Here is a 25,322-nt window from a genome sequence, read left to right as displayed (position 1 = left end):
GCCGGGCCATTCCGGCGACCGGCGTCTCGGCCTGCCACCCGACGGTGATGCTCTTAGGGTGAGAGGTGACCCCGCGCTCGACGCCGCCCCTCCCGGAGCGCGCAAGATCCGGAGTCCACCCCTGGAGTGCGGCAGTATCGAAGAAGGACGGTATCGACGGGGAACCGACCGACAGGCGCCACCGAGCAGGAGGACAGAGATCATGTGCGGAATCTGCGGCGAAATCCGTTTCGACGGCAGCGTGCCCGATGTGTCGGCCGTCGACGCGATGACCTGCGAGATGACGCGACGTGGCCCCGACGGCAGCGGCGTCTTCGCCAAAGGGGCTGTCGCTCTCGGGCATCGGCGCCTGAAGATCATCGACCTGTCCGAGAAGGGCAGCCAGCCGATGATCGACCCGGCCCTGGGACTGGCACTCGTCTTCAACGGGTGCATCTACAACCACCACGAGTTGCGGGCGGAGCTCGAGGCGAAGGGCTACAGCTTCTTCTCGCACGCCGACAGCGAGGTGATCCTCAAGGCCTTCCACGCGTGGGGTCCCGACTGCGTGGACCACTTCATCGGCATGTTCGCGTTCGCGATCGTCGACACCGACACCGGCGTCGTGACCCTCGGGCGCGACCGCCTGGGGATCAAGCCGCTGTATCTGGCCGACACGCCGGGACGGCTGCGGTTCGCCTCGTCGGTGCAGGCACTGCTCCGCGCCGGTGACGTCGACACCTCGATCGATCGTGTTGCGCTGCACCACTATTTCAGCTTCCACGCGGTGGTCCCCGCGCCGCACACCATCTACAACGGCATCCGCAAGCTGCCGCCCGCCACGGTCATGACGATCCACCCCGACGGCCGCCGCACCGAGCGGAAGTACTGGGAGCCGACCTTCGCGCCCCATCCCGACCGTGCCGACTGGGACGAACAGCGATGGCACGCCGAACTCCTGGACTCGCTGCGCACCTCGGTCAGGCGCCGCATGGTCGCCGACGTCCCGGTCGGCGTGCTCCTGTCCGGCGGTGTCGACTCGTCACTCGTGGTCGCACTGCTCGCCGAGCAGGGACAGACCGACCTCGCCACTTTCAGCATCGGATTCGATTCGGCCGCAGGAGAGTCCGGCGACGAGTACGCCTACTCCGACCTGATCGCCGACACCTTCGCGACCGACCACCACAAGATCCACATCGGCACCGACCGGTTGCTTCCCGCCATCCCCGACACCGTCGCGGCGATGGGCGAGCCGATGGTCAGCCACGACTGCGTGGCCTTCTATCTGCTGTCGCAGGAGGTCAGCAAGTCGATCAAGGTGGTCCAGTCGGGGCAGGGCGCCGACGAGATCCTCGGCGGCTACAGCTGGTATCCGCCGCTGCGGGGTGTGCCGCGAGCGGACACGACGCGCGCCTACGCGAACGTCTTCTTCGACCGTGACGACGCCGACGTCCGCAGCATCCTCGCCGACGAGTACCTCCTCGAGGCCGGCTACGACCCGAGCTTCGCCTTCGCCCACGCGCATCAGTCGGCGCCGGGAGCCGACACGTCCGTCGACGCGGCTCTCCGACTCGACACCACCGTCATGCTCGTCGACGATCCGGTGAAGCGAGTGGACACGATGACGATGGCGTGGGGACTCGAGGCACGGGTGCCGTTCCTCGACCACGAGTTCGTCGAACTCGCCGCAACCTGTCCGGCCGAGCTCAAACTCGCCCAGGGCGGCAAGGGTGTTCTCAAGGAGGCCAGCCGGGCACTACTGCCCTCGGCGGTGATCGACCGGACCAAGGGCTACTTCCCCGTGCCGGGAATCCGCCACCTGACCGGCGGGGTCCTCGACCTCGTCACCGACACCCTGCGATCGCAGTCGGCCGTCGATCGAGGACTCTATCGGCCCGAGGCACTCGAGAAGCTCTTCGGCGATCCCAACGGCATCCGCACCCGACTCGACGGGAACGAGCTGTGGCAGATCGCCCTCCTCGAGATGTGGCTCCAGACCATGGAAGCGAATTCCCCACGGTGACCATGCTGCGTTTCGACGACCGCGGTTGGAAGACATACGGCGCCTCGCTCTCCCCGACGGGAGTGCGTTCGCCTACATCGTCGACGACGGCAACGGGTATCCGCGTGCCGCACAGCGTTCGCTGTCCCGTGACGGTGTCGGCGACCTGCGATGGGTGAAGCTGCGGTCCACCGGCCCGGTCCGCAAGATCGTGCACTCCACCGACAGCCGGTGGCTGGCCGTCGAGATGGCGCCCAGTGGCGGTGAGCACCACCAGGTCTGGGTCGTCACCACCGACCCCGACGACGACACCGCGCACCGGATCGCGGCCACCCGGCCGGACGGCAGGTCGTACGGGACCGTCCGCCTCGTCGGCTGGGACACCGACTGGGTGCTGCTCACCGCGATCGACCACGACGGCACCACCCACGCGCTGCGTGTGCATCCCGGCACGCAGACCACCCGGACCCTCGACCTACGCGTCGGCAGCGAGTTGATCGACTCGTGGAAGGGCGCGACGCTCGTTCGGGTCGGACCGCGCGGCTATCACGACATGCTGCTGCTGCGTCGCCACCCGGACGCGCCCGACGACGAGGTCACCATGACCCCGCTCCTGCCGCAGGACCCCGGTGCCGTGACCGATCAGGGCTACGTACTCGACCAGGGCTTCGACCACGCCTCGCTGGTGTTCGTCCCCTCACCCGCCGAACCCATCCGCGACCTCGACAGCGTTCAGGCCCTGGTGCGCAGCGACTTCGACGCGAAGTTCCCCCGGCTCCTCGGCGTCGAGGTCAGCAAGTTCGGCGTGCGGTTCCGGGTGATGGCGCAGCGCGTCGACGTCGGGCTCGACGAGTTCGCCGTCAGCCACGACCAGTCCACCGTCGCCCTCTTGTGGAATGTGAAGGGCCGCAGCGAGTTGCAGATTCTGACACTGCCCGACCAGACGCTGCAGCCGCCGATCGATCTCCCCGGCGAGGTGGCCCATGACCTGTCGATCAGCGCGGCGGGGACGGTGGTGTCGGTGACCGTGTCGAGCCCACAGCACTCCCCGCTGGTTCACCTCATCCACACCGCGACCCGCGAGGTGACCGCGGTCCGCGACGACGTCGTCACCGGCACAGGTCCGTCGAGCCTCCTCCGCCCCGAACTCGTGGAGTTCTTCGCGCGAGATGGCATGCCGCTCTCCGGCTTTCTCTATCGACCCGTGAAGAAGGAGCGCGACGAGCGGCCCAGCCCGACGCTGCTCTACTTCCACGGCGGCCCCGAGGGCCAGACGCGACCCGACTACCAGTTCCTGTTCGGTCCCCTCGTCGACGCCGGGATCACCGTCTTCGCCCCCAACGTCCGCGGCTCGTCGGGCTACGGCCGGCTGTTCTCCCATGCCGACGACCGGTACGGCCGCTACGCGGGTATCGACGACGCCGCGGACTGCGCGGAGTTCCTGTGCCGGCAGGGAATCGCCGATCCGGACTCGGTGTTCTGCTCCGGCCGCTCCTACGGCGGCTATCTGACCCTGGCGTGCCTGACCTTCCACCCCGACCTGTTCGCGGCGGGGATCGCCATCTGCGGCATGAGTGACCTCGAGTCGTTCTTCCGCAACACCGAGCCGTGGATCGCCGTCGCCGCGTACACCAAGTACGGCCATCCCGACTCGGATCGCGAACTGCTCGCCGACCTGTCCCCCATCCACCGCATCGACGACATGCGGGCACCGCTGCTCGTGGTCCACGGTGCACACGACACCAACGTGCCGGTCAGCGAATCGCAACAGATCGTCGCCGAACTGCAGGCCCGCGGCGCGATCGCCGAGATGCTGATGTTCGACGACGAAGGTCATGAGATCGTCAAGCGCAGCAACCAGCATCGGCTGACCGAGGCCGTCGCCGAGTGGATCGCCAAGTACCCCACCCGCCCAGGAGTGATGCGATGAACCGACGCATGACCGACCGGTTGCTCGCACAGCTCGCGGAGACCCGCACGGGCAACACCCGCGCCAACGTCCTCGAGGAGCTCCGCAGGCTGATCCTCTCCGGTGGTGCACCTCCCGGGACCCAGATCCCGCCCGCCGAGATCGCCGACGTCTTCCAGGTCAGTCCGATACCGGTGCGCGAAGCGCTCAAGACCCTCGTCGGCGAGGGTCTCGTCGTGCATCGCCCCAACGCCGGATACCGCGTGAGCCAGCCCTCGACCGAGGAGCTCCGCGAGATCTACTTCGTCCGCGGAACCCTCGAACAGGCCGCCCTCGCCAGATCGGTCGAGCTCATCGACGAGGCCTCACTACAGCTCGCCCGTGACCACCACGCCGAACTGCTCGTCGCGGTGAAGTACAACGACGGCAAGGCTTTTCACGACATCTCCCGCGACTTTCATCGCGCCCTCACCGTCCCGTGCGCGATGCCGCGACTGCTCAACATGTTCGAGGCGACCTGGAACCTCACCGAGCCCTTCCAGATGATGCGGTCGGTACCGTCGGAGACGCAGGCGGCACTCAACTCCGATCACGAAGCACTGCTCGACGCCTTCGCCGACCGCGACACCACCGCGGTCCTGGAGGTCGCGAGCCGCCACCACCAGCGACTCGAGAGCGCGATCATCGAGACGGCAGCCCTGCTCGCGGTCCGCCACGACTGACACGTTCTGACGGGGCCGTCCGCCCTGCGGAATATATCTGCGCGTTCATCGACAGGTAACAAAGCGTTCCTACTTTTGTCCCATCAGCGTTCCGCACCTGAGAGCGAAATCGACACCGCTGAGAGACAAACCGGGAGAACACATGTCCACACCAACCCCCGCCGACGCGGCCCAGTCGCATCACGGCGCCGCGGGCGAGAGCATCATCAAGGCCGGCTACGACGATCGACTCACCAACACCGACCTCGCGCCACTGAAGGAACAGAAGTGGACCTGGTACAACATCTTCGCGTTCTGGATGTCCGACGTCCACAGCGTCGGCGGGTACGTCTTCGCCGGTAGCCTGTTCGCGCTGGGCATCGCCGCCTGGCAGGTCCTCGTCGCCCTTCTGGTGGGCATCGTGGCCGTCAACATCCTCTGCAACCTCGTCGCCAAGCCCTCGCAGATCGCGGGCGTTCCGTACCCGGTGACGACGCGGGTCTCCTTCGGCGTCAAGGGCGCCAACATCCCGGCCATCATCCGCGGCGCGATCGCGGTGGTCTGGTACGGCATCCAGACCTACCTCGCCTCGGTCGCGTTCGGCCTGCTGGCGCTCAAGTTCTGGCCGGGTCTCGAACCGTGGGGTGACGTCGACCAGCATGGATTCCTCGGTCTCTCGGCGCTCGGCTGGGCCGGCTTCCTCCTGATGTGGGTCCTGCAGGCGTTCGTGTTCTGGAACGGTATGGACACGATCCGCAAGTTCATCGACTTCTGCGGCCCGGCGGTCTACGTGGTGATGATCGTGCTCGCCGGCTACCTGATCGCGAAGGCCGGCTGGGACAACGTGAGCCTCGATCTCTCGGTGGGTGAGGGCCTGTCCGGCTGGTCGTCGTTCACCATGATGATCAGTGCGTTCGCGCTGGTGGTCTCGTACTTCTCCGGGCCGATGCTCAACTTCGGCGACTTCTCGCGCTACGGAAAGAGTTTCGGCGAGGTCAAGAAGGGCAACTTCTGGGGTCTGCCGGTCAACTTCCTGTTCTTCTCGCTGCTCGTCGTGTGCACCGTCTCGGCTGCGGTGACGGTGATCGGCACGGACGAGGACGGCAACATCATCACCGACCCGGTCCACATCGTCGACAAGATCGACAACACCACCGCCGCCGTACTCGGCGTGCTGACCTTCGCCATCGCCACCATCGGTATCAACATCGTCGCCAACTTCGTGTCCCCCGCCTTCGACTTCTCGAATGTGGCCCCCACCAAGATCAGCTGGCGTACCGGCGGCATGATCGCGGCGGTCGGCTCGGTGCTGATCACCCCATGGAACCTCTTCAACAACCCGACGGCGATCCACTACACGATGGACACGCTCGGCGCGGTGATCGGTCCGCTGTTCGGCATCCTCATCGCCGATTTCTACCTGGTCAAGAAGCAGAAGATCGTCGTCGACGACCTGTTCACCATGAAGCCCGAAGGGACCTACTGGTACCGCAACGGATGGAATCCGGTGGCGGTGGCCTCGACCGTCGTCGCGTCCATCCTGCCGATCTGTGTCGTCATCTTCGGCACCGCCTACCAGGCGAGCTTCACCTGGTTCATCGGCGCCGGACTCGGGCTGGCGATCTACTGGCTGGGTATGAAATTCGTTCCCACGCATCTGATCCACGGTTCGGCACCCACCGCGGACACCACCACCGACATCGCGGTCGACGCCGCGGGTGAACCCGTGGTCGAACCGACGCCGGAGCCGGTCGTGGCAGCCACCACCGAGGAGACCACGAACAGCTGATGCGACTGACTGTCATCAACCCCAACACATCTCGGGAGATGACAACGGTGATCTCTCGGGCCGCGCGATCTCCTCGCGCGGCCCGACACCGTTGTCACCGCGGTCACCTCGCCGACGGGACCGGCCTCCATCGAGAGCCACTACGACGAAGCCCTCGCCATACCCGGTGTGCTCCGGGCGATCGCGGACGACCCGGCCGCCGACGGCTACCTGCTCGCCTGCTTCGGCGACCCGGGTCTCGACGCCGCCCGTGAGGTGGCGTCGGCACCGGTACTCGGTATCGCCGAGGCGGCGTTCCACCTCGCGGCGCCGCTCGGTCGCGGATTCTCGGTCGTCACCACGCTCGCCCGGAGCATGGGACGCACGCGGGACCTGATGAACCACTACGGTTTCGGACGACACTGCCTCGGTGTGCACGCGTGTGAGATACCGGTCCTGGAACTCGAGACGAATCCCGACACGGCCGAGATCCTCACCAAGTCCTGCCGGGAGGCGCTGCTCGAAGACAGCTCCGACGCCATCGTGCTCGGCTGCGCGGGCATGGCCGATCACGCGCGCACCATCAGTGCGGAGCTCGGCGTACCGGTGATCGACGGGGTGTCGGCCGGGGTTGGGATGCTGTCGGCGATGGCCGCGATGGGTTTGTACACCGGGACGGCGTCCGGCGAGTTCGCCGCGCCGGGACCCAAACGCTACACCGGCCTCCTCCGGGACTACGGCGTCTGACCCGGACCGTACTTGCCTGCTCAGCGTGCGATCGGCGGAACCGCGCCGGGGATCTCGATGACGGAACCGGCGTGCGTGGTCACGTAGACGCTCCTGGCGGAGAAACCGGCCCTGCTAGCGCCGACGGAGATCCCGGCCGGCGTCGTGAGGTTCTCGGCCAATGCGCAATGCGATCCGTCCCGGCCGATCCGCCAGACCTGTCCACCGAGGTAGATCGGGGCATAGAGCGTGCCGCCGGCGTCGATGTCGAGGTCGTCGAAGAACACCCAGTCGAGCCCGGCGGGCGGACGGAAGTACGTCCGTGAGGTCCCGGTCGCGGTGTCGACGGCGAGGACCCGGGAGTCACCGAGGGACACGTTCGCGAACAGCGTCCGCCCGTCCGCGGACACCGCCAGCCCGTTGCCCGGGGAGTCGCTGAACCAGGCGCGAGACACCTTGCGATCCGGGCTGATCCGATCGATCGCGGACACGATGTTGCTGGAGGCGTAGACCGTCCCGTCGGGCGCCCGCACCACTCCGTTCGCCATCGACAGCCCGTCGGCGTACACGCTGTGCGCACCCGTACCCGGGTTCACCTCGACGAGCGATGCGGAGTCCGGGGACACCGCCGCGGCGGGGCCACTGCCCGAGCCGACGAGAACCCTTCCGTTCGGCAGTGGCGCGATCCCACCCGGCGACTCGACCCGCGCGACCCTCCTCGGTGCCGCGCCCGGTCGGTCGACCGCGATGAGCCGATTTCCCATCAGGTCGCTGACCAGCATTCGGCCGGACCGGTCGAAGGCGACCGCCTCGAATGCCGTCGGTTGAGCGACCACGGTGCGTGGCGTTCCCACGCCCGCACACATCGGGGTGTCACCGGGCGAACGCGGAAGCGCCGCGGACGGACCCGCACCGAACGCACCCACCCCGGTCACCGCGATCAAGACCAGTGCAGCAGCAACCCCTGAACGAATCGACACCCTCATCGAACTCCCCCGTCACACCTCGGTGTCCGCGGCACCGGCGAACCCGCCGCGATCGCGCGTCCTTCCGCGCATCGGACATATGTTCCGGGCCGCGGTTCGACGCCGCAAGTCGGATCAGTGCCACATCCGGCGTCGAGACGTACCCGTGAGCGGCGATCAGCGGTTCCGGGCCCCGGGCAGCACGATCGCCGACGCCACGAGGAAACAGAGAGCACCCACGAAGGTCCCGGCATTCGCGGCGACGGCATCGGCGGTCACGCCGTCCCTGGCGACGAAGGCACCCACCGCCGACACCCCGAACGCCACGCACCCCACCCAGTTCACCAGGACCGACCACCAGTCGCGGCTCCGAAGATCGACACCACTGCCGGCCGACCGCGAGTAGGCGACGAAGGCGACCGCGCCACTGATGAGGAAGGCGATCGAGCCGCCGGCATCGGGCGACCACACCAGGTGGCGTTCGCCGGCGACGGTGTGGGCGAACAGCGCACTGGTCGTCGAGATGTTGAACAGGATGGTTCCTACGGATTGCGTTGCGGCGCTCAGCCATTCGGCACGGACCGCCGAGCCCGGCATCGAGGACTCGAGTTCGGCCGGTGTTGCACTGCGCACCAGCTGGATGAAGCCGGCCCCGGTGAAGAACCATGCGCCGACGAAGTAGCACAGGTTGACGGTGTCGGCGCCGACGAGCTGCCCGAATCCCGGCACCGACCCCAGGGCGAACAGCGCCGAACCCACCATGAAGCCCAAGCACTGTTTCGGCAGCGTCGGCGCGAACCGTGCCGCGGGCCGGGCGCGACGCCGTCTCGACGCCGTCGGTGCCGAACTGTCAGGCGGTGACATCGAGGACCGCGATGACCTTGCTCGGTTCGATCCAGAGGCCCAGCTCGCCGGGCACTCCGTTGCGCGCGCCGAACTCCTCGGCGCGCTCCTCGCCCATATACCGCGCGCCGCACATCGTGGCGATCCGACGCACCTCGTCGAGATCCTCCGTCACCACCGCACGCCCCTGCACCTGGACGAACCCGTACGGCGGCTCCTGCAGGTCCACCGACATCGTCACCCGCGGATCACGCAGGAGCGCACGCCCTTTCGCGGTGGTGGCGCCGGTGTTGAAGGCCAGCCGGTCGCCGTCGACGACGAACCACACCGGGACGACGAGGGGCCGCCCGTCGGAGGCGGTGTAACCGAGATGGCCGGTCTTGGTACCGGAGGCCAGGAATTCGCGGACCGCGGGACCCGACAGCGACGTTCCAGACATGTTTCCAGCCTAGGTCTTCCCGGCCCTGACGTTCTCAGTTCCAGTAGCCAGAGTTGAGTAGCGCCGATGCCCCATCCCCGCCTTGAGTAGCCCGGAGCGCGCGACGAGACGTCCCCATCCGCCCCTCGAGTAGCCCGGAGCTTGCGGAGGGCGTATCGAAAGGAGCCTCCACCCAGCCACTTTCCGATTCGGTGTCAGAACGGTGGTGGGTTGTTGCGGTCCCAGTCGTCTTGTCGTCGGCGGTGGGTGTCGGTGCGGGCGACTCGCTCATCGTCGAGTCGCTGCCGGGCCGGGTGGTCGGGCGGCTGGGTCTTCAACGAGCTGAACAGGTCCCGTCCGGTGAACGGATTACCCAGGTACACATGGCCGGTGGGTGCTTCGAACCCGATCGCCAGGTACTCGTCCTGGGAATCGCGCCACCGGCCGAAGGTTTTGATGCGGTGATGAAACCGGCACAACGGTTTCAGATTCCGTTGCATGGTTTTCCCACCGCTGTCGGGGTTGCGGTGGTCAAACGGCTGGGTGTGGTCGAGGTCGACCGTCCACACCGGCTGATTGCAGCCGGGGAACGTGCAACACAACTCTCCGGCACGCACGAGTGCCTGCAGCTTCTTGCCGGGCACATACCGGCTCGCGGCGGCGGCGGCCGCCGCATCGGCTTCGGCCGGTTCGGTGCGCCCGCCGGCGGTGACGAAGGTATGGGTGGCATCGGCGAACAGAGCGCGCATGGCATCGGCATCGATGAGCCCGTAACCATCGAGCACGCTGGGATCGTTGTCGCGACCCTGCATCGTGGACTCGTTGGCCACGATGTGAAACGTCGGACGCGGAGCCCGGCACCTGGTGCACGTGCACGCGCATTCATCGTTCTTGTCGGCCACCGGCCCAACACCGGCATCGGAGGCGTCGAGCTCCTGCGCGGCGGGTTCCTCTGCGGCGGGTTCGGGTGCGCAGTCCTCACACCGGCAGTCCAGGTCTTGTCTGCCGTGCGCGAGTGCGAGTAGAGCGTCGGCGCGGCGCTGGCTCATGGTGCGTCCATCACGCTTGTGGACACCGGTGGCCATCGCTGTCAGACGGGCGTTGAGCGCGGCGGCGTCGATGTTGGGCACATGCCCGGCGATGCGCGACTGGCCGGGCTGGTGCCGGTCCGGGCGGATCGTGAGACCGCGGTCGCGGGCGGCGTGTTCGTTGCGGCGTTTCACCGCATCGGGGGCGTGGGTGTGGACGATCTGGTCGACCATCGTGGTGAACCGTGTGGTGGACATCGGGTCGCGGGCCAGGATGGCTTCGGCCAACGCCGCGTCGACGGTCGGCATGGTGGCATCGTCGACGAAATCGGTGCGCTTCATCGCGATCTGGAACCGTGACATGTCGATGCGGGCACAGGCCAGGGTGGTGCCGGTGAGTGGGAGTCGGTATCGCATCGCATCGCCGGTACGGATCATGTCCCGCGCCTGAGCCGAGGTCATGTTCATCGCGGCGCCGAACTCGGCGGTGGCCTGCTCGAACCCGTTCGGGCCGAACTCCTCATACGGATCGCGACCGGCCAACACCTCGGCGGTCATTGCCATCAGGTCGTCGACCGACTCGGCCTGCCCGGAATGGACTTGACTGCGCCGCAGCTGGTAGTCCTCCTCGCGGTGGTCATGCAGCAGACTGGCGGCCATCGCCATGCGGCAGGTGTTGACCGCGTTCATCGACGCCGAATATCGAGCAGTGGCGATCAAGGCTTCCGGGGAGAGTCCGGCGAGGGGTTCGAACACATCAAAACCCGGGTCGGGGACATCCCCGACGGGGTCGATGGTGCCGAACTCGAAAGCCATGACACCACCATACGAGCAGCCACCGACAATTCCGATCGGCACCAGATCGACGGATCAGAGGGCGCGCCAACGACTTTCGGTAGTAGATGTTCCCGCGTGGCCGATTCCTTCCCGCTTATTGGCTAGCGCCCGCGGGCAGGAAGCGGTCCCGCTGGTGCAGACTGCAACGGATCACGCGCCGGCACTCATCCGAGACCCGCCAGTCGATTGCCGATGTGGACGGCCATCATCATGATCGTGGCGTGCGGACCGCTGCGGCCACCGGTGGGCAGGATCGACCCGTCGACGATGCGCAGCCCCTCGGCCCCGTGGACCGCGCCGAGCGCATCGGTGCGCACACCCATCGGCATCGTGCCCCAGGCGTGCTGGGAGAACCCCGGCACCGCGGCCACCGACGCACTTCCCGGCACGACGATGCCGGCGAACTCGCGCGATCGCAGCATCTCCACCACCCGGTCGGCTCCGGCCCGCATCGACACGGTGACCTCGGGCGACGGTTCGCCGAATTCGAGGCGAACCCGTTCATCACCCGCGACGAGCCGAACGGGCGACCGACTCATCGCGGTCACCTCGACCATCGGCCCAGTGGGCGGAAGACCGTCGATGAATGCTGCGAAATCATCTCGATAGCAACGGATCTCGAGTCCGTCATCGGTGTGCACCACCGTCGGGAGAACCATTCCGGGGTCGGCCGGCGCCATCCGGCGATAGGAGACCGCGAGTCCCCGGTGCTCGCCGGCCTCGAGGTGATCGGCCCCGTCGAGCGCCTCGAGGCCGGAGACGAGGAGGAGTTGCGCGGTGCCCAGCGTCCCGGCAGCGAGGATCACCTCGCCCGCACTGACGGCGAACCGGTCGGCCCGGACACCGGTGACGCGCCGGCCACCGGAGACCGCGAGCCGCCGGACCTCACAGTCGGCCAGTACGCGGAGATTGGGCCGGTCGAGGGCCTGCTCCAGGTAGGCCTCGGCCGCGGTCCGCCGCAGCATCCCGGACCGGTTGCCGAGCACGCGGTTGACGCCGACCACCGGCCAGCGGGCGTCGACGGGCCGAACCGGCACCCTCGCCGACCAGTATCGCTCGAAAGCTCCTCCGGCATCACCGAGTTCGTCGTCGGACACCGGTGAGACGCTCATCGAACCGGCGATCCCGTCGAGCTCGGAGTAGGCGGCGTCGACGGCGTCGAGGTCCCAGCCGGCCGGCCAGTCCGCGAAGTCATCCCGGTGCCAGCGGAGGAAGTATCCACCGTTGACCGCCGACGATCCACCGACCGCGGACCCGCGCGCCGCGGTCAGACCGTCGAGATCGGTGACGTGCCGGACCACGTAGCGCGCATGGTCGCCGATGGGGAGAGCCCGGAGGTCCCGCGCCTCCGGCCCCGGCCGGCGTCCGGGTCCGCGCTCGAGCAGCACGACGTCGCGGCCGGGGTCTCTCGACAGTCTCTCCGCGAGGACGCACCCGGCGCTCCCCGCGCCGACGATGACGACGTCCGCGGTCAGACGCTCGTCGGGCGACGACATCCGGAGAGGACGGGTCATCGGGAGATGACCGGGCGCAATGCCTCCGCGTCTCGGTGGGTGATGACGCCCTGCCAGAGACCGGCCCCGTAGGCGAGGTCGTCGAGGCGGCGCATCAGCAGATAGCGGAACGGCCCCAGGGCCGGCGGGGTGGTCGGGTCCGCGAGCAGGTCCCGGAACCAGGACACCACCCCCTCGACGATCGCCACCTGAACCGCGAGTGTGCGGAAGCGTCTCGACACGCAGGCCAGCAGCAGTGCCACCGGCCAGTAGTGCCGGCAGATCGCATCGGCCGCCTGCAGTAGCCCGAACCCGGCGGCGCGTCCGGTGAGTTGCGCCGAGACGAGAGGCGCCGACGGCAGGTCTCCGAGCCGCTTGCGCAGACGGGTCGCGAGGTGCGCGAGGATGATCATCGCCAGCGCCGCGCCCACGCGGGTTCGCGACAACAGCGCGACCACGGCCGCGGCCATCGGCACCGACATCACCATCGGGGCGGCACGGTCGCCATGACGTGCGGCGAGGTGCGCGGCCCCGGTTCCGTAGAAGCATCGTCGAGACAGCACCGAGCGCAGGTCGGTGCGGTGGTCGTGCGCCACCCGGGCGACCGGGTCGTAACGAATCCGCCAGCCCGCGGTGTGCATCCGCCAGCATGCGTCCACGTCCTCGGCCACCCGGAGAGACTCGTCGAAACCACAGAATGCGCTGCGCCGCACCACGATCGCCGCACTGGGAACGTACGGGACGCGGGTCGAGGGCAGAACCGCGGACTCCTCGGGGCCCATGTCCAGCGACGACCAGCCGTTCTCGTACCGCTCCGCCAGCGAGGACGATCCGTCGGCGGATCGGAGTCCGACGATCCGGGGGCCACGATCCCCACGGTCGGGTCGGAGAAGTGGGTCAGGAGCACGGTCAGCCAGTCCGGGTCGGGAACGACGTCGGAGTCGAGGAAGGCCACGAAATCGGTGGTGGCGGCGGCCGCCCCGGCGTTCCGCGCGGCCGCCGGACCGCGGTTGTCGTCGAACCGGATCACCTTCGCACCGGGCCGATCGGCCACGATCGGCACGTCCGATCCGTCGTCGACGACCACGACCGTCAGACCGTCGAGAGCGTCGAGGAGCCGGTCCACGCCGGCCTGGTTGTCCTTGACCGGCACCACCACGGTGACGTCGGCCGGCTGCGGCCCGAACATCGGGCGGGGGTTCGCGATTCCGGCGTCCAGCAGCGCCCGGGCCAGACGGCGGGTCACGTTGTCGCACACCTCGATTCGACCGTCATCAGAGGTCATCCCGAGTGCGGCGTCGGACATGCGCAGCAGTCGTGTCGGAGAGCCGCCGACGAGGTAGCGGAGGTCACCGCCGCGCGCGGACCCCAGGTCGATCTGAACCTGGAAGCCGTCGGGCAGGTCGGTGGGATTCTCCGGCGCCGCCTCGCCCGGCGAGTCGGCGCCGTCCTCTGCGCCTTCATTCGAAACAGACTGTGCGCCAGTGGTTTCGCCGGTGCCGCGGGGCGCCGAGTCGTCGAGTGCGGTCATCCGAGCCGCCCCAGTTCGTCGACCTGCCAGGAAACGAGCGCTTCACCGAGACGATCGGTCACCTCGGCCACCAGTCGCCGACCCTCGTCGGCGGTGGCCTCGGTGGGATCACCCAGCACACCGTTCGGGCTGACTGCCCCGACACCGCCTTCGCGCATCGCACCGAGGAGCGCACCCACCGGCTCGCGATTTCCGGCGACCGCCCGCGCGGTGTCGACCATCGACGGCGAAACATGAAGCAGCACAGAGGTTTCGGTGAATCCGGCATGAGCGTCCGCACCCGGGAAGGCGCACGGAAACCAGGCGGCGTCGCGTCCCTCGTACCGAAGTCGGGTCACCGCGTCGATCAGCGTCCGCGTGTTGCCGCCGTGCCCGTTGACGAAGACGATGCGCCTGGCCCAGCGGCAGGCGCTGCGCCCGTACTCGATGAGCATCCCGCGGAGGGCATCGTGACCGATGGAGATCGTCCCGGCGAAGCCCTCGTGTTCGCCACTCGCGCCGTAGTTGAGGTCGGGGGCCCGCAGGATGTCCTCGGCCACGAGGCGCTCACAGACGACGTCGGCGACCGCCGAGGCGATGCGCGTGTCGGTATCCAGGGGCAGGTGCGGACCGTGCTGTTCGACAGAACCGAGAGGTACCACGAGAGTGATCACCTTCCCATCGAGGTCCGGCCAGCTGCACTGCCCCAGCGTCGACGGTCCTGTCATCTGACCAATGCTAGCCATCGCGCTCCCAAGCTTCTGCCCCTCGGCCCAAAAACAGGGAGAAACGGGCCGCAAACCTCGTGCCGACCAGGCTGACGAGCGTTCGATCGGTTGTGGAATGCTAATGCGTAATGCGTGACGCCTGACACAGTGGCAGTACAACGACCGGAGGACGACACATGAGCAGTACGACACCCCACAACAGCGGAAAGCCCGGCCCACTCAGCTCCATCCGGGTCATCGAGTTCGCCGGCATCGGCCCGGGACCCCACGCGGCCATGTTGCTCGCCGACCTCGGCGCCGACGTGGTCCGTGTCCAGCGACCCGGCTCACTGCCCAAGCCCGGCGTGAACGCCGATGCGCTGCTGCGCGGCCGTCGCGTCGTCGAGGCCAACCTGAAGGACGAGACCGACCGCGCCACGATCCTCGAGCTCGTCGCCAAGGCCGACGTCATCATCGAGGGCTTCCGTCCGGGCGTCATGGAGCGTCTCGGCTTCGGTCCCGACGACCTCGCCGCGGTGAATCCCGGCCTGGTGTACGGCCGCATGACCGGCTGGGGCCAGGAGGGGCCGCGCGCCAACCTCGCCGGACACGACATCAACTACATCTCGCTCACCGGTCTGCTCCACGCGATCGGCCGCAAGGACGATCGTCCGGTGCCGCCGCTCAACCTGGCCGGCGACTTCGGCGGCGGGTCGATGTTCCTCGTCGTGGGCGTGCTCGCGGCACTGCTCGAGCGCGGCATCTCCGGCAAGGGACAGGTCGTCGACGCTGCCATGGTCGACGGCGCTTCCGTTCTGGGACAGATGATGTGGGCATTCCGCGGCACCGGCCTGTGGAGCGACACCCGCGGCGTGAACATGCTCGACACCGGCGCCCCGTACTACGAGGTCTACGAGACCTCCGACGGCAAGTACATGGCCGTCGGCGCCATCGAGCCGCAGTTCTACGCCGAGCTGCTCAAGGGCCTCGGCCTCGCCGACGCCGACCTGCCGGCACAGAACGACATCGCGAACTGGGGCAAGCTGAAGGAGGTCTTCACCGACACCTTCAACTCCCGCACCCGCGACGAGTGGGCCAAGATCTTCGACGGCACCGACGCCTGCACCTCGCCGGTGCTGACCTTCGCCGAGGCGCCGAGCGACGCACACATGGCCGCTCGTGCCAACCTCGTCGACATCGACGGCGTCACCCAGGCGCAGGTCGCCCCGCGCTTCTCGCGCACCCAGCCGGAGACCCCGGTCGCACCCGCCACCGAGGCCGTCGACCCGAAGACCCTCTGGGCCTGACCTGGACCCACCACAATCGCCACTTCCCGGACAGATGCGCTGGGCTGGTTGCAGCCGGCGCTTCTGCACGGGAAGTGGCGATTCTCGTTTCCTCACGATTCGCTTCGTGACGATCTCGCTCCCCGAGGTGCGAGAAGCGATGCCCGGCGAAGAGTCGGAGATCGCGTCCGCGTCAGCACCGTCCGAGGGCATATGGCCCTCGGACGCACCTGAGATGGACGAGATTTCCGACCGCGCGGCCCGCTGTTCACCATTCACCCCGTGAAGTCCGGTGCGCAGCGCCCTGATTGATGTCGCGCGCGATATCGATCGGGGGGGGAACGACTTCGGCCGAGGTCGTACAGCCGGAGCGATGTCGCGTGCGACCTCATTCCGGCCGGCCCGTCCGATGCGACCAGTCCCTCGCTCCCTGATCCGAGAGAACGCGACGCGCCCCCTCGCTCCCTGAGGTGCCAGGAGCGATGCCCGGCGACATCCCCCGCCCCCTGAGGTGCGAGAAGCGATGCCCGGCGACATCCCCCGCCCCCTGAGGTGCGAGAAGCGATGCCCGGCGACATCCCCCGCCCCCTGAGGTGCGAGAAGCGATGCCCGGCGACATCCCCCGCCCCTGAGGTGCGAGAAGCGATGCCCGGCGACATCCCCCGCTCCCTGAGGTGCGAGGAGCGTAGCGACGAGCCTCGAAGGGTCAGACCTTCGAGTGCCCCATGTCGATCTGGAACTCGGCACCGGTGATGCCCTTGGCGCTGTCGGAGGCCAAATACATCACGGCGTCGGAGATCTCGTCGAGCGACGCGACCGGGTGGTAGTCCAGGATCGACGTGAAATGCGGGGTGACCCAGGGAATCCCGAAGATGCGGTGTGCTTCGGTGTCGGCGACACCCATCGGGGTGTCCACCGCGTACGGGTGGACGCTGTTGACCCGGATGTGATGGTGGCCGAGTTCCTTGGCGGCAGTCTGCGCGAGACCCACCAGGCCGTGCTTCGACGCCGAGTACGACGCCTGCAGCGGCATCGCCTTCAGTCCGGCGACCGAGCTGATGATCGCGATCGAGCCGCCGTTCCCGGCCTCGAGCATCGCGGGCACGGTGGCCTTCAGCGTCTTCCAGGCACCGATCAGGTTGATGTCGACGACGTCGCTGAACTGCTCCTCGGACAGCTCCCACACCTTGCCCCAGGTGAGCACGCCGGCGTTGGCGATCACGTGGTCGAGCCGACCGAACTGTTCGACGGCATCCGCGACGAGCTGTTGCTGGAAGGCGAGGTCGCGCGTATCCCCTTGCCGGGCAAGGATCTTGCCGCCCGCGCCCTCGACGAGCCGGATGGTCTCGGCGAGGTCCTCGGCGGTCGCGGGCGGATAGGTCGCGTGGTCGATGATCGGACCCGCGATGTCGAGCCCCACGATCGCGGCCCCCTCACGGGCGAACCGGACCGCGTGATTGCGGCCCTGACCACGGGCGATGCCGGTGATGTAGACGACCTTGCCGTCGAACTGTCCCATGGCAGAACTGTAACACGTTCTAGTTCTGCGTCCAGGGCCCGTTCACACCCCCGCCCGCCGACCGGAGGTCCGGTCGGCGGGCGGGGGTGATCCGACGAGGATCAGGCGTTTCCGAAGGAGCGCTTGAATCCCTCCGGGATGAACAGGTCGTCGGCCGAGAGTTCGTGCACGCTCTTGTGGCCCAGGCCCATCAGGACGCCGTCGAGCCCCATCCGCATGAGGTCGAGGACGTTCTCGACACCGGACTGACCGTTGGCCGCCAGGCCCCACAGGTACGCACGGCCGATCATCACGGCGCGGGCGCCCAGTGCGAGAGCCTTGGCGACGTCGCTGCCGCGGCGGATGCCGCCGTCGAGCAGGACCTCGATGTCGTCGCCGACCGCATCGGCGATGTCGGGCAGCAGGCGGATGGTCGCCGGGGTTCCGTCGAGGTTGTTGCCGCCGTGGTTGGAGACCGAGATCGCCGACGCACCGATGTCGACCGCGCGCTTGGCGTCGTCGAGCCGGGTGATGCCCTTGACCATGAACGGACCGTCCCACTGCTCACGCAGCCACTGCAGGTCCTCCCAGGTGGGCGGCGGGGTGCCCATCCACTCGCCGTAGGCGCCGAAGAAGGTCGGGCCGGGGACACCCTGCGGGGTGAGGTTGGGTGCGGTGAGGTCGGGGATGGTGATCTTGCCACCCTTGACCCAGTCGAGGGCATACCGCGGCTTGACCGCGATCTCGGGCCCGAGACGCACGAGCGCCTTCAGGTTCACCTTCTCCGGGATCTCCGGGCTGCCCCAGTCTCGTCCGACGTTGAACACCCAGTCGGTGGTGACGATGAGACCCTTTGCGCCGGCCGCCTTCGCGCGCTCGGCCCGCCGGAGAATGTCCTCACGGCTGCCGAGCCAGTAGATCTGGAAGAACACCTTGTCGTTGACCGCGGTGACCTCTTCGACGGCGTGGGAGGCGAAGCTCGACAGGCCCATGGCGGTCCCCCGGGCGGCAGCGGCGCGCGCGACGGCGACCTCGCCGTCGGGATCGACGGCCTGGACACCGGTCGGCGAGATCATCACCGGGAAGGACAGCTCCTGCCCCATCACCGACGTGGTCATCTCCCGCTCCGGCTGCGCCCCGACAACATGTGGCGCCCAACCCAACTCGGAGAAGGCCTGCACGTTGTCGTCGAGGGTCATACCGGCCTGGGTGCCCGCGACCAGCGATGCGTACACCGACTTCGGCAGTCGCTTCTTGGCGCGACGCTGAGCCTCGGTGACCGTTTCGAACCAGGGGTTTTTCGCCCAGGGGTTGAGAGCCATTTTCTCACTCACTTCTTCTCGGACACGGGTCATCGCCGGGGTGCGTACGCACCCCGGGACGACTCGGTTCACGGTCGGCCGGCGGTGGATTACCGCGCGGCAGGGGTGAACCCGGCCAGCGGGTTCTCATCACAGGACTTGGTGGGCCGACCGATCGGGGCGAGGTCCCCGTCGGGCCGGCGGGTCATCAGGGTCAACGGGGTTCCGCGCGAATGATCCTTGTTCGCAGTCGGTTTGGTGCGGTCGCCGGCGAGGAGCTCCTCGCCGTAGCCCTGCACACACTCGGGGTCCGGTCCGGCCAGCGGCAATCCGGTGAAGAACTTGGCCGCCATGCAGCCACCACGGCAGGCGTCGAAGTGCGCACACTTGGTGCAGGCACCGGCGTTCTGCGGCTCGCGCAGTTCGGTGAACAGATCCGAGCGCTGCCAGATCTCCTGGAAGCCGCCGTCGGACAGGATGTTGCCGGCGAGGAAGTTCTCGTGGATCGCGAACGGGCAGGCGTAGACGTCGCCGACCGGGTCGATCAGGCACACCACGCGTCCGGCACCGCAGAGGTTGAGGCCGGGCAGGCCGCCGCCCGAATCCCCACCGAAGGCCGACAGGTGGAAGAACGAGTCACCGGTCAGCACGCGATCACCATGTGCGACAAGCCAATCGTAGAGTTCGCGCTGCTGCTCGGGCAGCGGGTGCAGATCGTCCCAGACATCGGCACCTCGGCCCGACGGACGCAACCGGGTGATGCGCAGGGTGGCGTTGTAGCGGTCGGCGAGCGCCTTGAACTCGTCGAGCTGCGCGACGTTCTGCCGGGTCATGACGACGCTGATCTTGGCGTCATTGAAGCCGGCCTCGGCCAGGTTCTCCAGCGCCCGGACGGCCATGTCGAACGAACCCGGACCGCGCACGGCGTCGTTGACCTCGGCGGTGGCGCCGTCGAGGGAGATCTGGACGTCGACGTAGTCCGACGCCGCGAGACGAGCCGCGACCTTCTTGTCGATCCGCAAACCGTTGGTGGAGAACTTGACTCCCACCTGATGACTGGTGGCGTAGTCGACGAGTTCCCAGAAGTCCGGGCGGACGGTCGGCTCACCGCCGCCGATGTTCACGTAGAAGACCTGCATGCGCTGCAGTTCGTCGATGATCGCCTTGCACTGTTCGGTCGAGAGTTCACGCGGGTCGCGCTTACCCGACGACGACAGGCAGTGCACACATGCCAGGTTGCAGGCGTAGGTGAGCTCCCAGGTCAGGCAGATCGGCGCGTCGAGCCCGCGTTCGAACTGGTCGACGAGGCGGCCGACCTTGGGCACCTGGTCGGCGGGTGCGCTCGGACGCTCGGTGGTCACGAGTCCGGCTGCGGTGGGCGGCATCTCGATGGTCGTCATCGTGTCGGTCCTAGGGTCGGGGCTGAATGCGGGAATCGATCGGGGCTGGCGATCGGTGGTGGGGCTCGGTCAGGCCGCGCGCGGCGTGATCATCGCGCTGTCGGCGAGCGCGGTGAGCGCCTGTACGTACAGCGGCCGCTGCGCGGGCGTGATCCCCGCGGCGAGGAGGGCCGCCTCGGCGGAGTCGTGGTCGGCGAGGGACTGGACGATCCCGACCACCGTGAGGTTCTTGAGGAACGAGAGCTTGCGGGTACCGAAGTGGTACAGCAGCGCGCCGAACGGCTCGGGGCGCAGCGCCACCTTCGGGTTGAGTTCCCACGCGGCGAACGTGTCGAAGCCATGGGCGTCTGGTGCATCGGGACCGGGGGCGTCGAACCGGACCCCGGCGACCGCGGAACGGTCGCCGGAGGTCGGATTCGATGTCGGGGCAGACATCAGTAGACCCCGCACATCCCGTCGATCGACACCTCTTCGACGAGCGACTCGGCGATGAGTTCGGTCTCGTTGGAGCCCTGCGCGGTGACCGCGGACTGATCGGCCATGATCCATACCTCCTTGATTCGTGATGGTGACTCGGATCACGGACGACTATAGTGGCACTCAGTGCACAAAAGCCAGAGTCGATGCGAAAACTATCCGGACGGATAGGCAGTCCACCGGAGGCACCATCACGAAGAAGCAGGTCACATAGGGTGTGTTCTCGATGACGCCCCAGCAGCAGGACACCAGACCCTCGCGCACCGCGCCCGGACGACGCCCGATCTCGTCACGGGCCCGGATCAGCGCGCTCGCGATCGGACTGTTCACCACCCGGGGCTTCGAGGAGACCAGCGTCGACGACATCGCCGAGGCCGCTGGCATCGCCCGCCGGACACTGTTCCGGTACTACCCGTCGAAGAACGAGATCCCCTGGGGCGAGTTCGACGACCACCTCCGCGAGTTGCGCGGACTGCTCGCCCAGATCCCCGCCGACACCCCCATGGCCGACGCCCTGGTGGAAGCACTCGTCGCCTTCAACCGCGTTCCGCCGGAGGAGCTCGACAACCACCGCCGGCGCATGTCCCTACTCCTCGGAGTTACTGCACTCCAGGCGCATTCGATGATCATGTACGCCGACTGGCGACACGTCATCGCCGATTTCTGCGCCACCCGCCTCGGCCTGGACGAGAACGACCACCTCCCCCAGACCATCGGCTGGCTGTGCCTGGGTGCCGCGCTCGCCGCCTACGAGCAGTGGCTCGCCGACCCCGATGCCGACCTCGAGGCACTGATCGCCGACGGTGCGCGCACCGTCGCGAACGGCGTCGGCTCGTTGAGCCGGGTGTCGTGACCGTCACCCCGACTACGCTGGCGACAGAATGGCCTCGTGGGACGCCCACCGGTTGGGCTATCCTGAAGTAGAACGTGTTCTAATTCGGCCCGGTTTCACCCGGTCCTCGACGTCGGAGAGCTGCTACATGTCTGACCTGACCCCTCATGGCTCACGAAGCGTGATTCTCACGGTGGCCGAGGTGATCGATGAGACGTCCGATGCCAGATCCATCGCCTTCGAGGTCCCCGAGGCGTCGTCGGCCGCTTTCACCGACTACAAGCCGGGACAGTTCCTCACCCTGCGCATCCCGAGCGAGCAGACCGGGTCGGTGGCGCGCTGCTACTCCCTGGCCTCGTCGCCGTACACCGACGCCCGCCCCAAGGTGACCGTCAAGCGCACCGTAGACGGTTACGGCTCCAACTGGGTGTGCGACAACCTGTCCCCCGGTTCGCAGATCGAGGTGCTTCCTCCGTCGGGAGTCTTCACCCCGAAGTCCTACGACGATCCGCTGCTGCTCATCGCCGCCGGCAGCGGCGTGACACCGGTGATGTCGATCCTCAAGGCGGCGCTGAAGAAGAGCAGCGCCCCGATCGTCTTCTTCTACGCCAACCGCAGTGAGGACGACGTGATCTTCGCGGCCGAACTGCGCGACCTGCTCCACGCGCACGCCGACCGGCTCACCGTCGTGCACTGGCTCGAGACCCTGCAGGGCCTCCCCTCCTCGGCGGCTCTCACGTCGGTGTTCGCGCCGTACTCGACCACCCACACCGCCTACATGTGCGGACCCGGGCCGTTCATGGACGCCGTCCACAAGGCCTTGGCGCAGGCGAACTTTCCCCACCACAACGTCCACACCGAGGTCTACAACTCGCTGTCCGGCGACCCGTTCGCCGACGTCGAACTCGAGGAGGTCACCGAGGAGGACCAGGCTTCCGCGGCCACCGTCGAAGTCGAGCTCGACGGCGAGACCCACACCCTGAGCTGGCCGCGTAAGCGGACGCTGATCGACATCATGCTCGCCGCCGGACTCGACGCCCCGTACTCCTGCCAGGAGGGCGAATGCGGCTCGTGCGCCTGCACTCTCACCGAGGGCACCGTCGACATGGACAACGCAGGAGCCCTCGATCCCGAGGACATCGCAGACGGCTACATCCTGGGCTGCCAGGCGCACCCGACCTCCGACTCACTCAAGATCGAGTTCTGACAAGCAGTTCGAACCAACCGAAGGAGCACGACGACGTGGCCACCATCCGGAAGTCCCGACTGAATCCGCTCCAACTCGCCCGCGGCCTGGCGGTGATGCTCCTCGGCATCGGGGCGCTCCATTTCGTGGCGCCCAAACCGTTCGACGAGATCATCCCGGAGGAGATCCCCGGTGACCCGCGCACGCTGACCTATCTGTCCGGGGTCGCCGAGATCGGTCTGGGCGCCGGACTTCTCGTGCCACGCACCCGACGCGTCTCCGGCGCGCTGTCGGCGCTGCTGTTCCTCGCCGTCTACCCCGCGAACCTGAACATGGTGCGGCTCTGGTGGGACAAACCGCTGCCCTACAAGGTAGTCGCGCTGGCACGCCTGCCGTTCCAGCTCCCGATGATCTGGGCGGCAGTTCGCGTGGCGCGCGAGGGCTGAGGCGACTCTCACCTCAGCGCACGTAAGTGCGCGCGCTCCTCGGGAGTTCGGTGCTCGATCGCGTAACTCAGTGCGGTGCGGCCCATTCGGGCGGCATTCTCCTCCAGGTACCCGAGGAGTATCTGCTCGTCGACGCGCTTTCCGACCTCGCGCAGCATCCACCCGAACGCCTTCTGGATGAGATCGCGCCGGTCGTCGCGGACGTGCGGCGCCACCGACAGAAGTGCCGACGCGTCACCGTGTTTGATGTGCGCGAAGGTCGCGATGATCCCCACCCGGCGCCGCCAGAGGTCGTCGTCGGCGGCGTGGGCGAGGATCACCGCGTTCTCGTCCCGCCGGCGGCAGTATTCGCCCAGGACCGAGTCGGCGGACGAGTCCACGAGATCCCAGTTGTTCACCCGTCCGCGCCGCACCGCGTCGAGGTACAACTCGACCCACCGCGCGGCGCCGTCCCGGTCCGGACCCGATCTCGGCCGCAGCGTCCGCTCGAATTCACCACGCAGCAGGAACAACGCGATGAGCCGGTGTTCATGAATCGGCGAATCGAGGAGCGCGACGACCTCATCGGAACCGATACCCCGGAACCGCTTGGCGATCGCACGCTGCTGGGGCACACGGAGTCCGATGAACTCGTCGCCCTCCCCGTAACCGCCGGGGCGGGTCTGGAAGAACTTCCCCAGGCCGATCGCCAACTGCGGGTCGGCGATCTCGGCGGCTGCCGCCCGCACCGCCGCGGCGGTCAACTCGGCACCCACCGGCGTCCTACAGGAGGTCGGCGATGGGTGTCGGGGTCTGCAGCTTGGGCCGGGTCTTCATGACCGCGCCGACCTTGCCGGCGCCGACGACGCCGGTGAGGATGCCGTCACGGCTGTAGTAGGCCACGAACTTCTTGCCGTCGTCGTCGATGAGGTGCACGGTGTCGTCGGCGCGGGGGCGCCGAGGACCTGGATCTTCACGTCGAACTGGTCACTCCAGAAGTACGACACCGCCGCGGTCACGGCGTCGCCACCGGTGATCTGATGGGCGACCACGGACGCCTGCTCGACCGTGTGATTCCAGTGTTCGACACGGTGCGGGGTGCCGTCCTCGTCGCGCCAGTTGGCGACGTCGCCGAGGGCGAAGACATCCTCGGCGCTCGTGTGTCCGGTTGCATCGCAGGCGATCCCGCCGCCCACCTCGCGTGGCGCGAGGTCGATCCCGGAGCCCTCCAGGTAACCCGTCACGGGGGTGGAACCGATGCCGACGACGACGATGTCGGCCGGGAGCTCGGTGCCGTCGGCGAGCTTGACCGCCCGCACCCGGGATCCGCCCTCGTCCTCGGCGACGACGATCTCGGCGACCCCGACACCTGTGCGCAGGTCGACGCCGTTGTCGGTGTGGAGCCGGGAGACCAGCGTGCCGATCTGCTCACCGAGCGCCACCGCGAGCGGGGTGGGGGCCGGTTCGACGAGGCTGACGCTCAACCCGCGGGCGGTGAGGCTCGCGGCCACCTCACAGCCGATGAACCCGGCGCCGATGACCACGGCGGTCGAGGCGGAGTCGATCTCGCCACGCAGCGCCACCGCGTCGTCGTAGGTCCGGATCATGTGCACACCGGCCACGGCGTCGGCGAGACCCGGGAACGGCCGCGGGTCCAGACCGGTGGCCAGCACCAGCGTGTCGTAGGCGACGGTGTCACCGGAGGCGAGCGTGATGGTCTTGTCGGCCGGCGAGACCGCGGTCACCGCGGAGCCCAGACGAAGGGCGATGTCGTTCTCGCCGTAGAACTCCTCGGGCTTGAGGTCGACGCGATCGTCCTTGCCCAGCAGTACCGACTTCGACAGCGGCGGGCGATCATAGGGCGGGTGCGTTTCGGCACCGACCAGGGTCACCGGATCGGCGAACCCGTTGTTGCGCAGGTTCTCCGCGACCCTGATCCCGCCCAGACCCGCCCCGACGACCACTACGCCCGCGCCTGATCCACTCATTCTCGTCCCCTCTCACCGCGGACACCCTTCAGCCAGGGACACC

The 25,322-nt window shown here is 68.0% G+C and carries 19 protein-coding genes and 4 pseudogenes; 9 read left to right on the top strand and 14 right to left on the bottom strand.

Features of this window, described 5'->3' with window-relative positions; all coding sequences use genetic code 11:
• Positions 1–202: 202 nt before the first annotated feature.
• The 5 genes and pseudogenes from BLU62_RS29990 to BLU62_RS29970 all read left to right on the top strand — a co-directional run bounded on the left by BLU62_RS29990 (position 203) and on the right by BLU62_RS29970 (position 7,106).
• Positions 203–2,002, top strand: a complete 1,800-nt coding sequence (locus BLU62_RS29990; RefSeq protein WP_074854094.1) for an N-acetylglutaminylglutamine amidotransferase — start codon at positions 203–205, stop codon at positions 2,000–2,002.
• Positions 1,999–3,911, top strand: a pseudogene (locus BLU62_RS29985) (S9 family peptidase). Before BLU62_RS29990 ends, BLU62_RS29985 begins: the two are co-directional and overlap by 4 nt.
• Complete coding sequence (locus BLU62_RS29980) at positions 3,908–4,612, top strand: GntR family transcriptional regulator (protein WP_244278440.1); 705 nt, start codon at positions 3,908–3,910, stop codon at positions 4,610–4,612. Before BLU62_RS29985 ends, BLU62_RS29980 begins: the two are co-directional and overlap by 4 nt.
• 142 nt (positions 4,613–4,754) lie before the next feature.
• A complete protein-coding gene (locus BLU62_RS29975) occupies positions 4,755–6,380 on the top strand; it encodes an NCS1 family nucleobase:cation symporter-1 (protein WP_074854093.1) in 1,626 nt (541 codons plus the stop codon).
• A pseudogene (locus BLU62_RS29970) lies at positions 6,380–7,106 on the top strand (aspartate/glutamate racemase family protein). The gene BLU62_RS29975 and the pseudogene BLU62_RS29970 overlap by 1 nt, the downstream one beginning before the upstream one ends.
• A gap of 20 nt (positions 7,107–7,126) precedes the next feature.
• On the opposite strand, the gene BLU62_RS29965 reads toward BLU62_RS29970, so the two are convergent.
• The 7 genes and pseudogenes from BLU62_RS29965 to mftE form a co-directional block, all read right to left on the bottom strand.
• The gene (locus BLU62_RS29965; RefSeq protein WP_244278439.1) at positions 7,127–8,065 is read right to left on the bottom strand and encodes an SMP-30/gluconolactonase/LRE family protein; all 939 of its coding nucleotides are present in this window, start codon (positions 8,063–8,065) and stop codon (positions 7,127–7,129) included.
• A gap of 162 nt (positions 8,066–8,227) precedes the next feature.
• Positions 8,228–8,812, bottom strand: a complete 585-nt coding sequence (locus BLU62_RS29960) for a hypothetical protein (protein ID WP_074854092.1) — start codon at positions 8,810–8,812, stop codon at positions 8,228–8,230.
• An 88-nt stretch (positions 8,813–8,900) separates the two neighbouring features.
• Positions 8,901–9,332, bottom strand: a complete 432-nt coding sequence (locus BLU62_RS29955; protein WP_074854091.1) for a PPOX class F420-dependent oxidoreductase — start codon at positions 9,330–9,332, stop codon at positions 8,901–8,903.
• Positions 9,333–9,526: 194 nt separating this feature from the next.
• Entirely contained in the window at positions 9,527–11,155 is a 1,629-nt protein-coding gene (locus tag BLU62_RS29950) for an HNH endonuclease signature motif containing protein (RefSeq protein ID WP_074854090.1), read from the bottom strand.
• Positions 11,156–11,340: 185 nt separating this feature from the next.
• On the bottom strand, positions 11,341–12,672 hold the full coding sequence (gene mftG / locus BLU62_RS29945; RefSeq protein WP_074854089.1) for a mycofactocin system GMC family oxidoreductase MftG: 1,332 nt from the start codon (positions 12,670–12,672) through the stop codon (positions 11,341–11,343).
• A gap of 14 nt (positions 12,673–12,686) precedes the next feature.
• Positions 12,687–14,200 (bottom strand): annotated as a pseudogene (mftF, locus tag BLU62_RS34585) (mycofactocin biosynthesis glycosyltransferase MftF).
• On the bottom strand, positions 14,197–14,907 hold the full coding sequence (gene mftE / locus BLU62_RS29935) for a mycofactocin biosynthesis peptidyl-dipeptidase MftE (protein WP_074854088.1): 711 nt from the start codon (positions 14,905–14,907) through the stop codon (positions 14,197–14,199). The pseudogene mftF and the gene mftE overlap by 4 nt, the downstream one beginning before the upstream one ends.
• A gap of 176 nt (positions 14,908–15,083) precedes the next feature.
• Here mftE and BLU62_RS29930 point away from each other — a divergent pair, with 176 nt between their 5' ends.
• Complete coding sequence (locus tag BLU62_RS29930; RefSeq protein WP_074854087.1) at positions 15,084–16,193, top strand: CaiB/BaiF CoA transferase family protein; 1,110 nt, start codon at positions 15,084–15,086, stop codon at positions 16,191–16,193.
• 685 nt (positions 16,194–16,878) lie between these two features.
• Here the strand turns inward: BLU62_RS29930 and BLU62_RS29925 are convergent.
• From BLU62_RS29925 to mftA, 5 genes are all read right to left on the bottom strand, one after another.
• Entirely contained in the window at positions 16,879–17,691 is an 813-nt protein-coding gene (locus BLU62_RS29925; RefSeq protein ID WP_074854086.1) for a mycofactocin-coupled SDR family oxidoreductase, read from the bottom strand.
• A 101-nt stretch (positions 17,692–17,792) separates the two neighbouring features.
• The gene (gene mftD / locus BLU62_RS29920) at positions 17,793–18,992 is read right to left on the bottom strand and encodes a pre-mycofactocin synthase MftD (protein WP_074854085.1); all 1,200 of its coding nucleotides are present in this window, start codon (positions 18,990–18,992) and stop codon (positions 17,793–17,795) included.
• Positions 18,993–19,081: 89 nt separating this feature from the next.
• The gene (mftC, locus tag BLU62_RS29915; RefSeq protein ID WP_074854084.1) at positions 19,082–20,371 is read right to left on the bottom strand and encodes a mycofactocin radical SAM maturase; all 1,290 of its coding nucleotides are present in this window, start codon (positions 20,369–20,371) and stop codon (positions 19,082–19,084) included.
• A gap of 69 nt (positions 20,372–20,440) precedes the next feature.
• Positions 20,441–20,806: a mycofactocin biosynthesis chaperone MftB gene (gene mftB / locus BLU62_RS29910; RefSeq protein ID WP_074854083.1), complete on the bottom strand. Its 366-nt coding sequence runs from the start codon at positions 20,804–20,806 to the stop codon at positions 20,441–20,443.
• Positions 20,806–20,913, bottom strand: coding sequence for a mycofactocin precursor MftA (gene mftA, locus BLU62_RS29905; RefSeq protein WP_074854082.1), 108 nt, complete (start codon positions 20,911–20,913; stop codon positions 20,806–20,808). Before mftA ends, mftB begins: the two co-directional genes overlap by 1 nt.
• A 161-nt stretch (positions 20,914–21,074) precedes the next feature.
• On the opposite strand from mftA, the gene mftR reads away from it, so the two are divergent.
• The 3 genes from mftR (at position 21,075) to BLU62_RS29890 (ending at position 23,312) form a co-directional block, all read left to right on the top strand.
• Positions 21,075–21,701 (top strand): mycofactocin system transcriptional regulator, encoded by a 627-nt coding sequence (gene mftR, locus BLU62_RS29900; protein ID WP_074854337.1) that lies wholly within the window; start codon positions 21,075–21,077, stop codon positions 21,699–21,701.
• Positions 21,702–21,828: 127 nt separating this feature from the next.
• A complete protein-coding gene (locus BLU62_RS29895; protein WP_074854081.1) occupies positions 21,829–22,887 on the top strand; it encodes a ferredoxin--NADP reductase in 1,059 nt (352 codons plus the stop codon).
• A gap of 95 nt (positions 22,888–22,982) precedes the next feature.
• A complete protein-coding gene (locus tag BLU62_RS29890; protein WP_074854336.1) occupies positions 22,983–23,312 on the top strand; it encodes a DoxX family protein in 330 nt (109 codons plus the stop codon).
• 8 nt (positions 23,313–23,320) lie between these two features.
• Here the strand turns inward: BLU62_RS29890 and BLU62_RS29885 are convergent, their stop codons facing one another.
• Together BLU62_RS29885 and BLU62_RS29880 are read right to left on the bottom strand one after the other, a co-directional pair.
• Positions 23,321–24,067 (bottom strand): DNA alkylation repair protein, encoded by a 747-nt coding sequence (locus BLU62_RS29885; RefSeq protein ID WP_074854080.1) that lies wholly within the window; start codon positions 24,065–24,067, stop codon positions 23,321–23,323.
• Between the two features lie 7 nt (positions 24,068–24,074).
• A pseudogene (locus BLU62_RS29880) lies at positions 24,075–25,279 on the bottom strand (NAD(P)/FAD-dependent oxidoreductase).
• Between the last annotated feature and the right edge of the window lie 43 nt (positions 25,280–25,322).

This window comes from Gordonia westfalica, assembly GCF_900105725.1.
GTDB classification, from domain to species: domain Bacteria; phylum Actinomycetota; class Actinomycetes; order Mycobacteriales; family Mycobacteriaceae; genus Gordonia; species Gordonia westfalica.
This window is presented reverse-complemented; position numbering and strand designations above follow the sequence as displayed.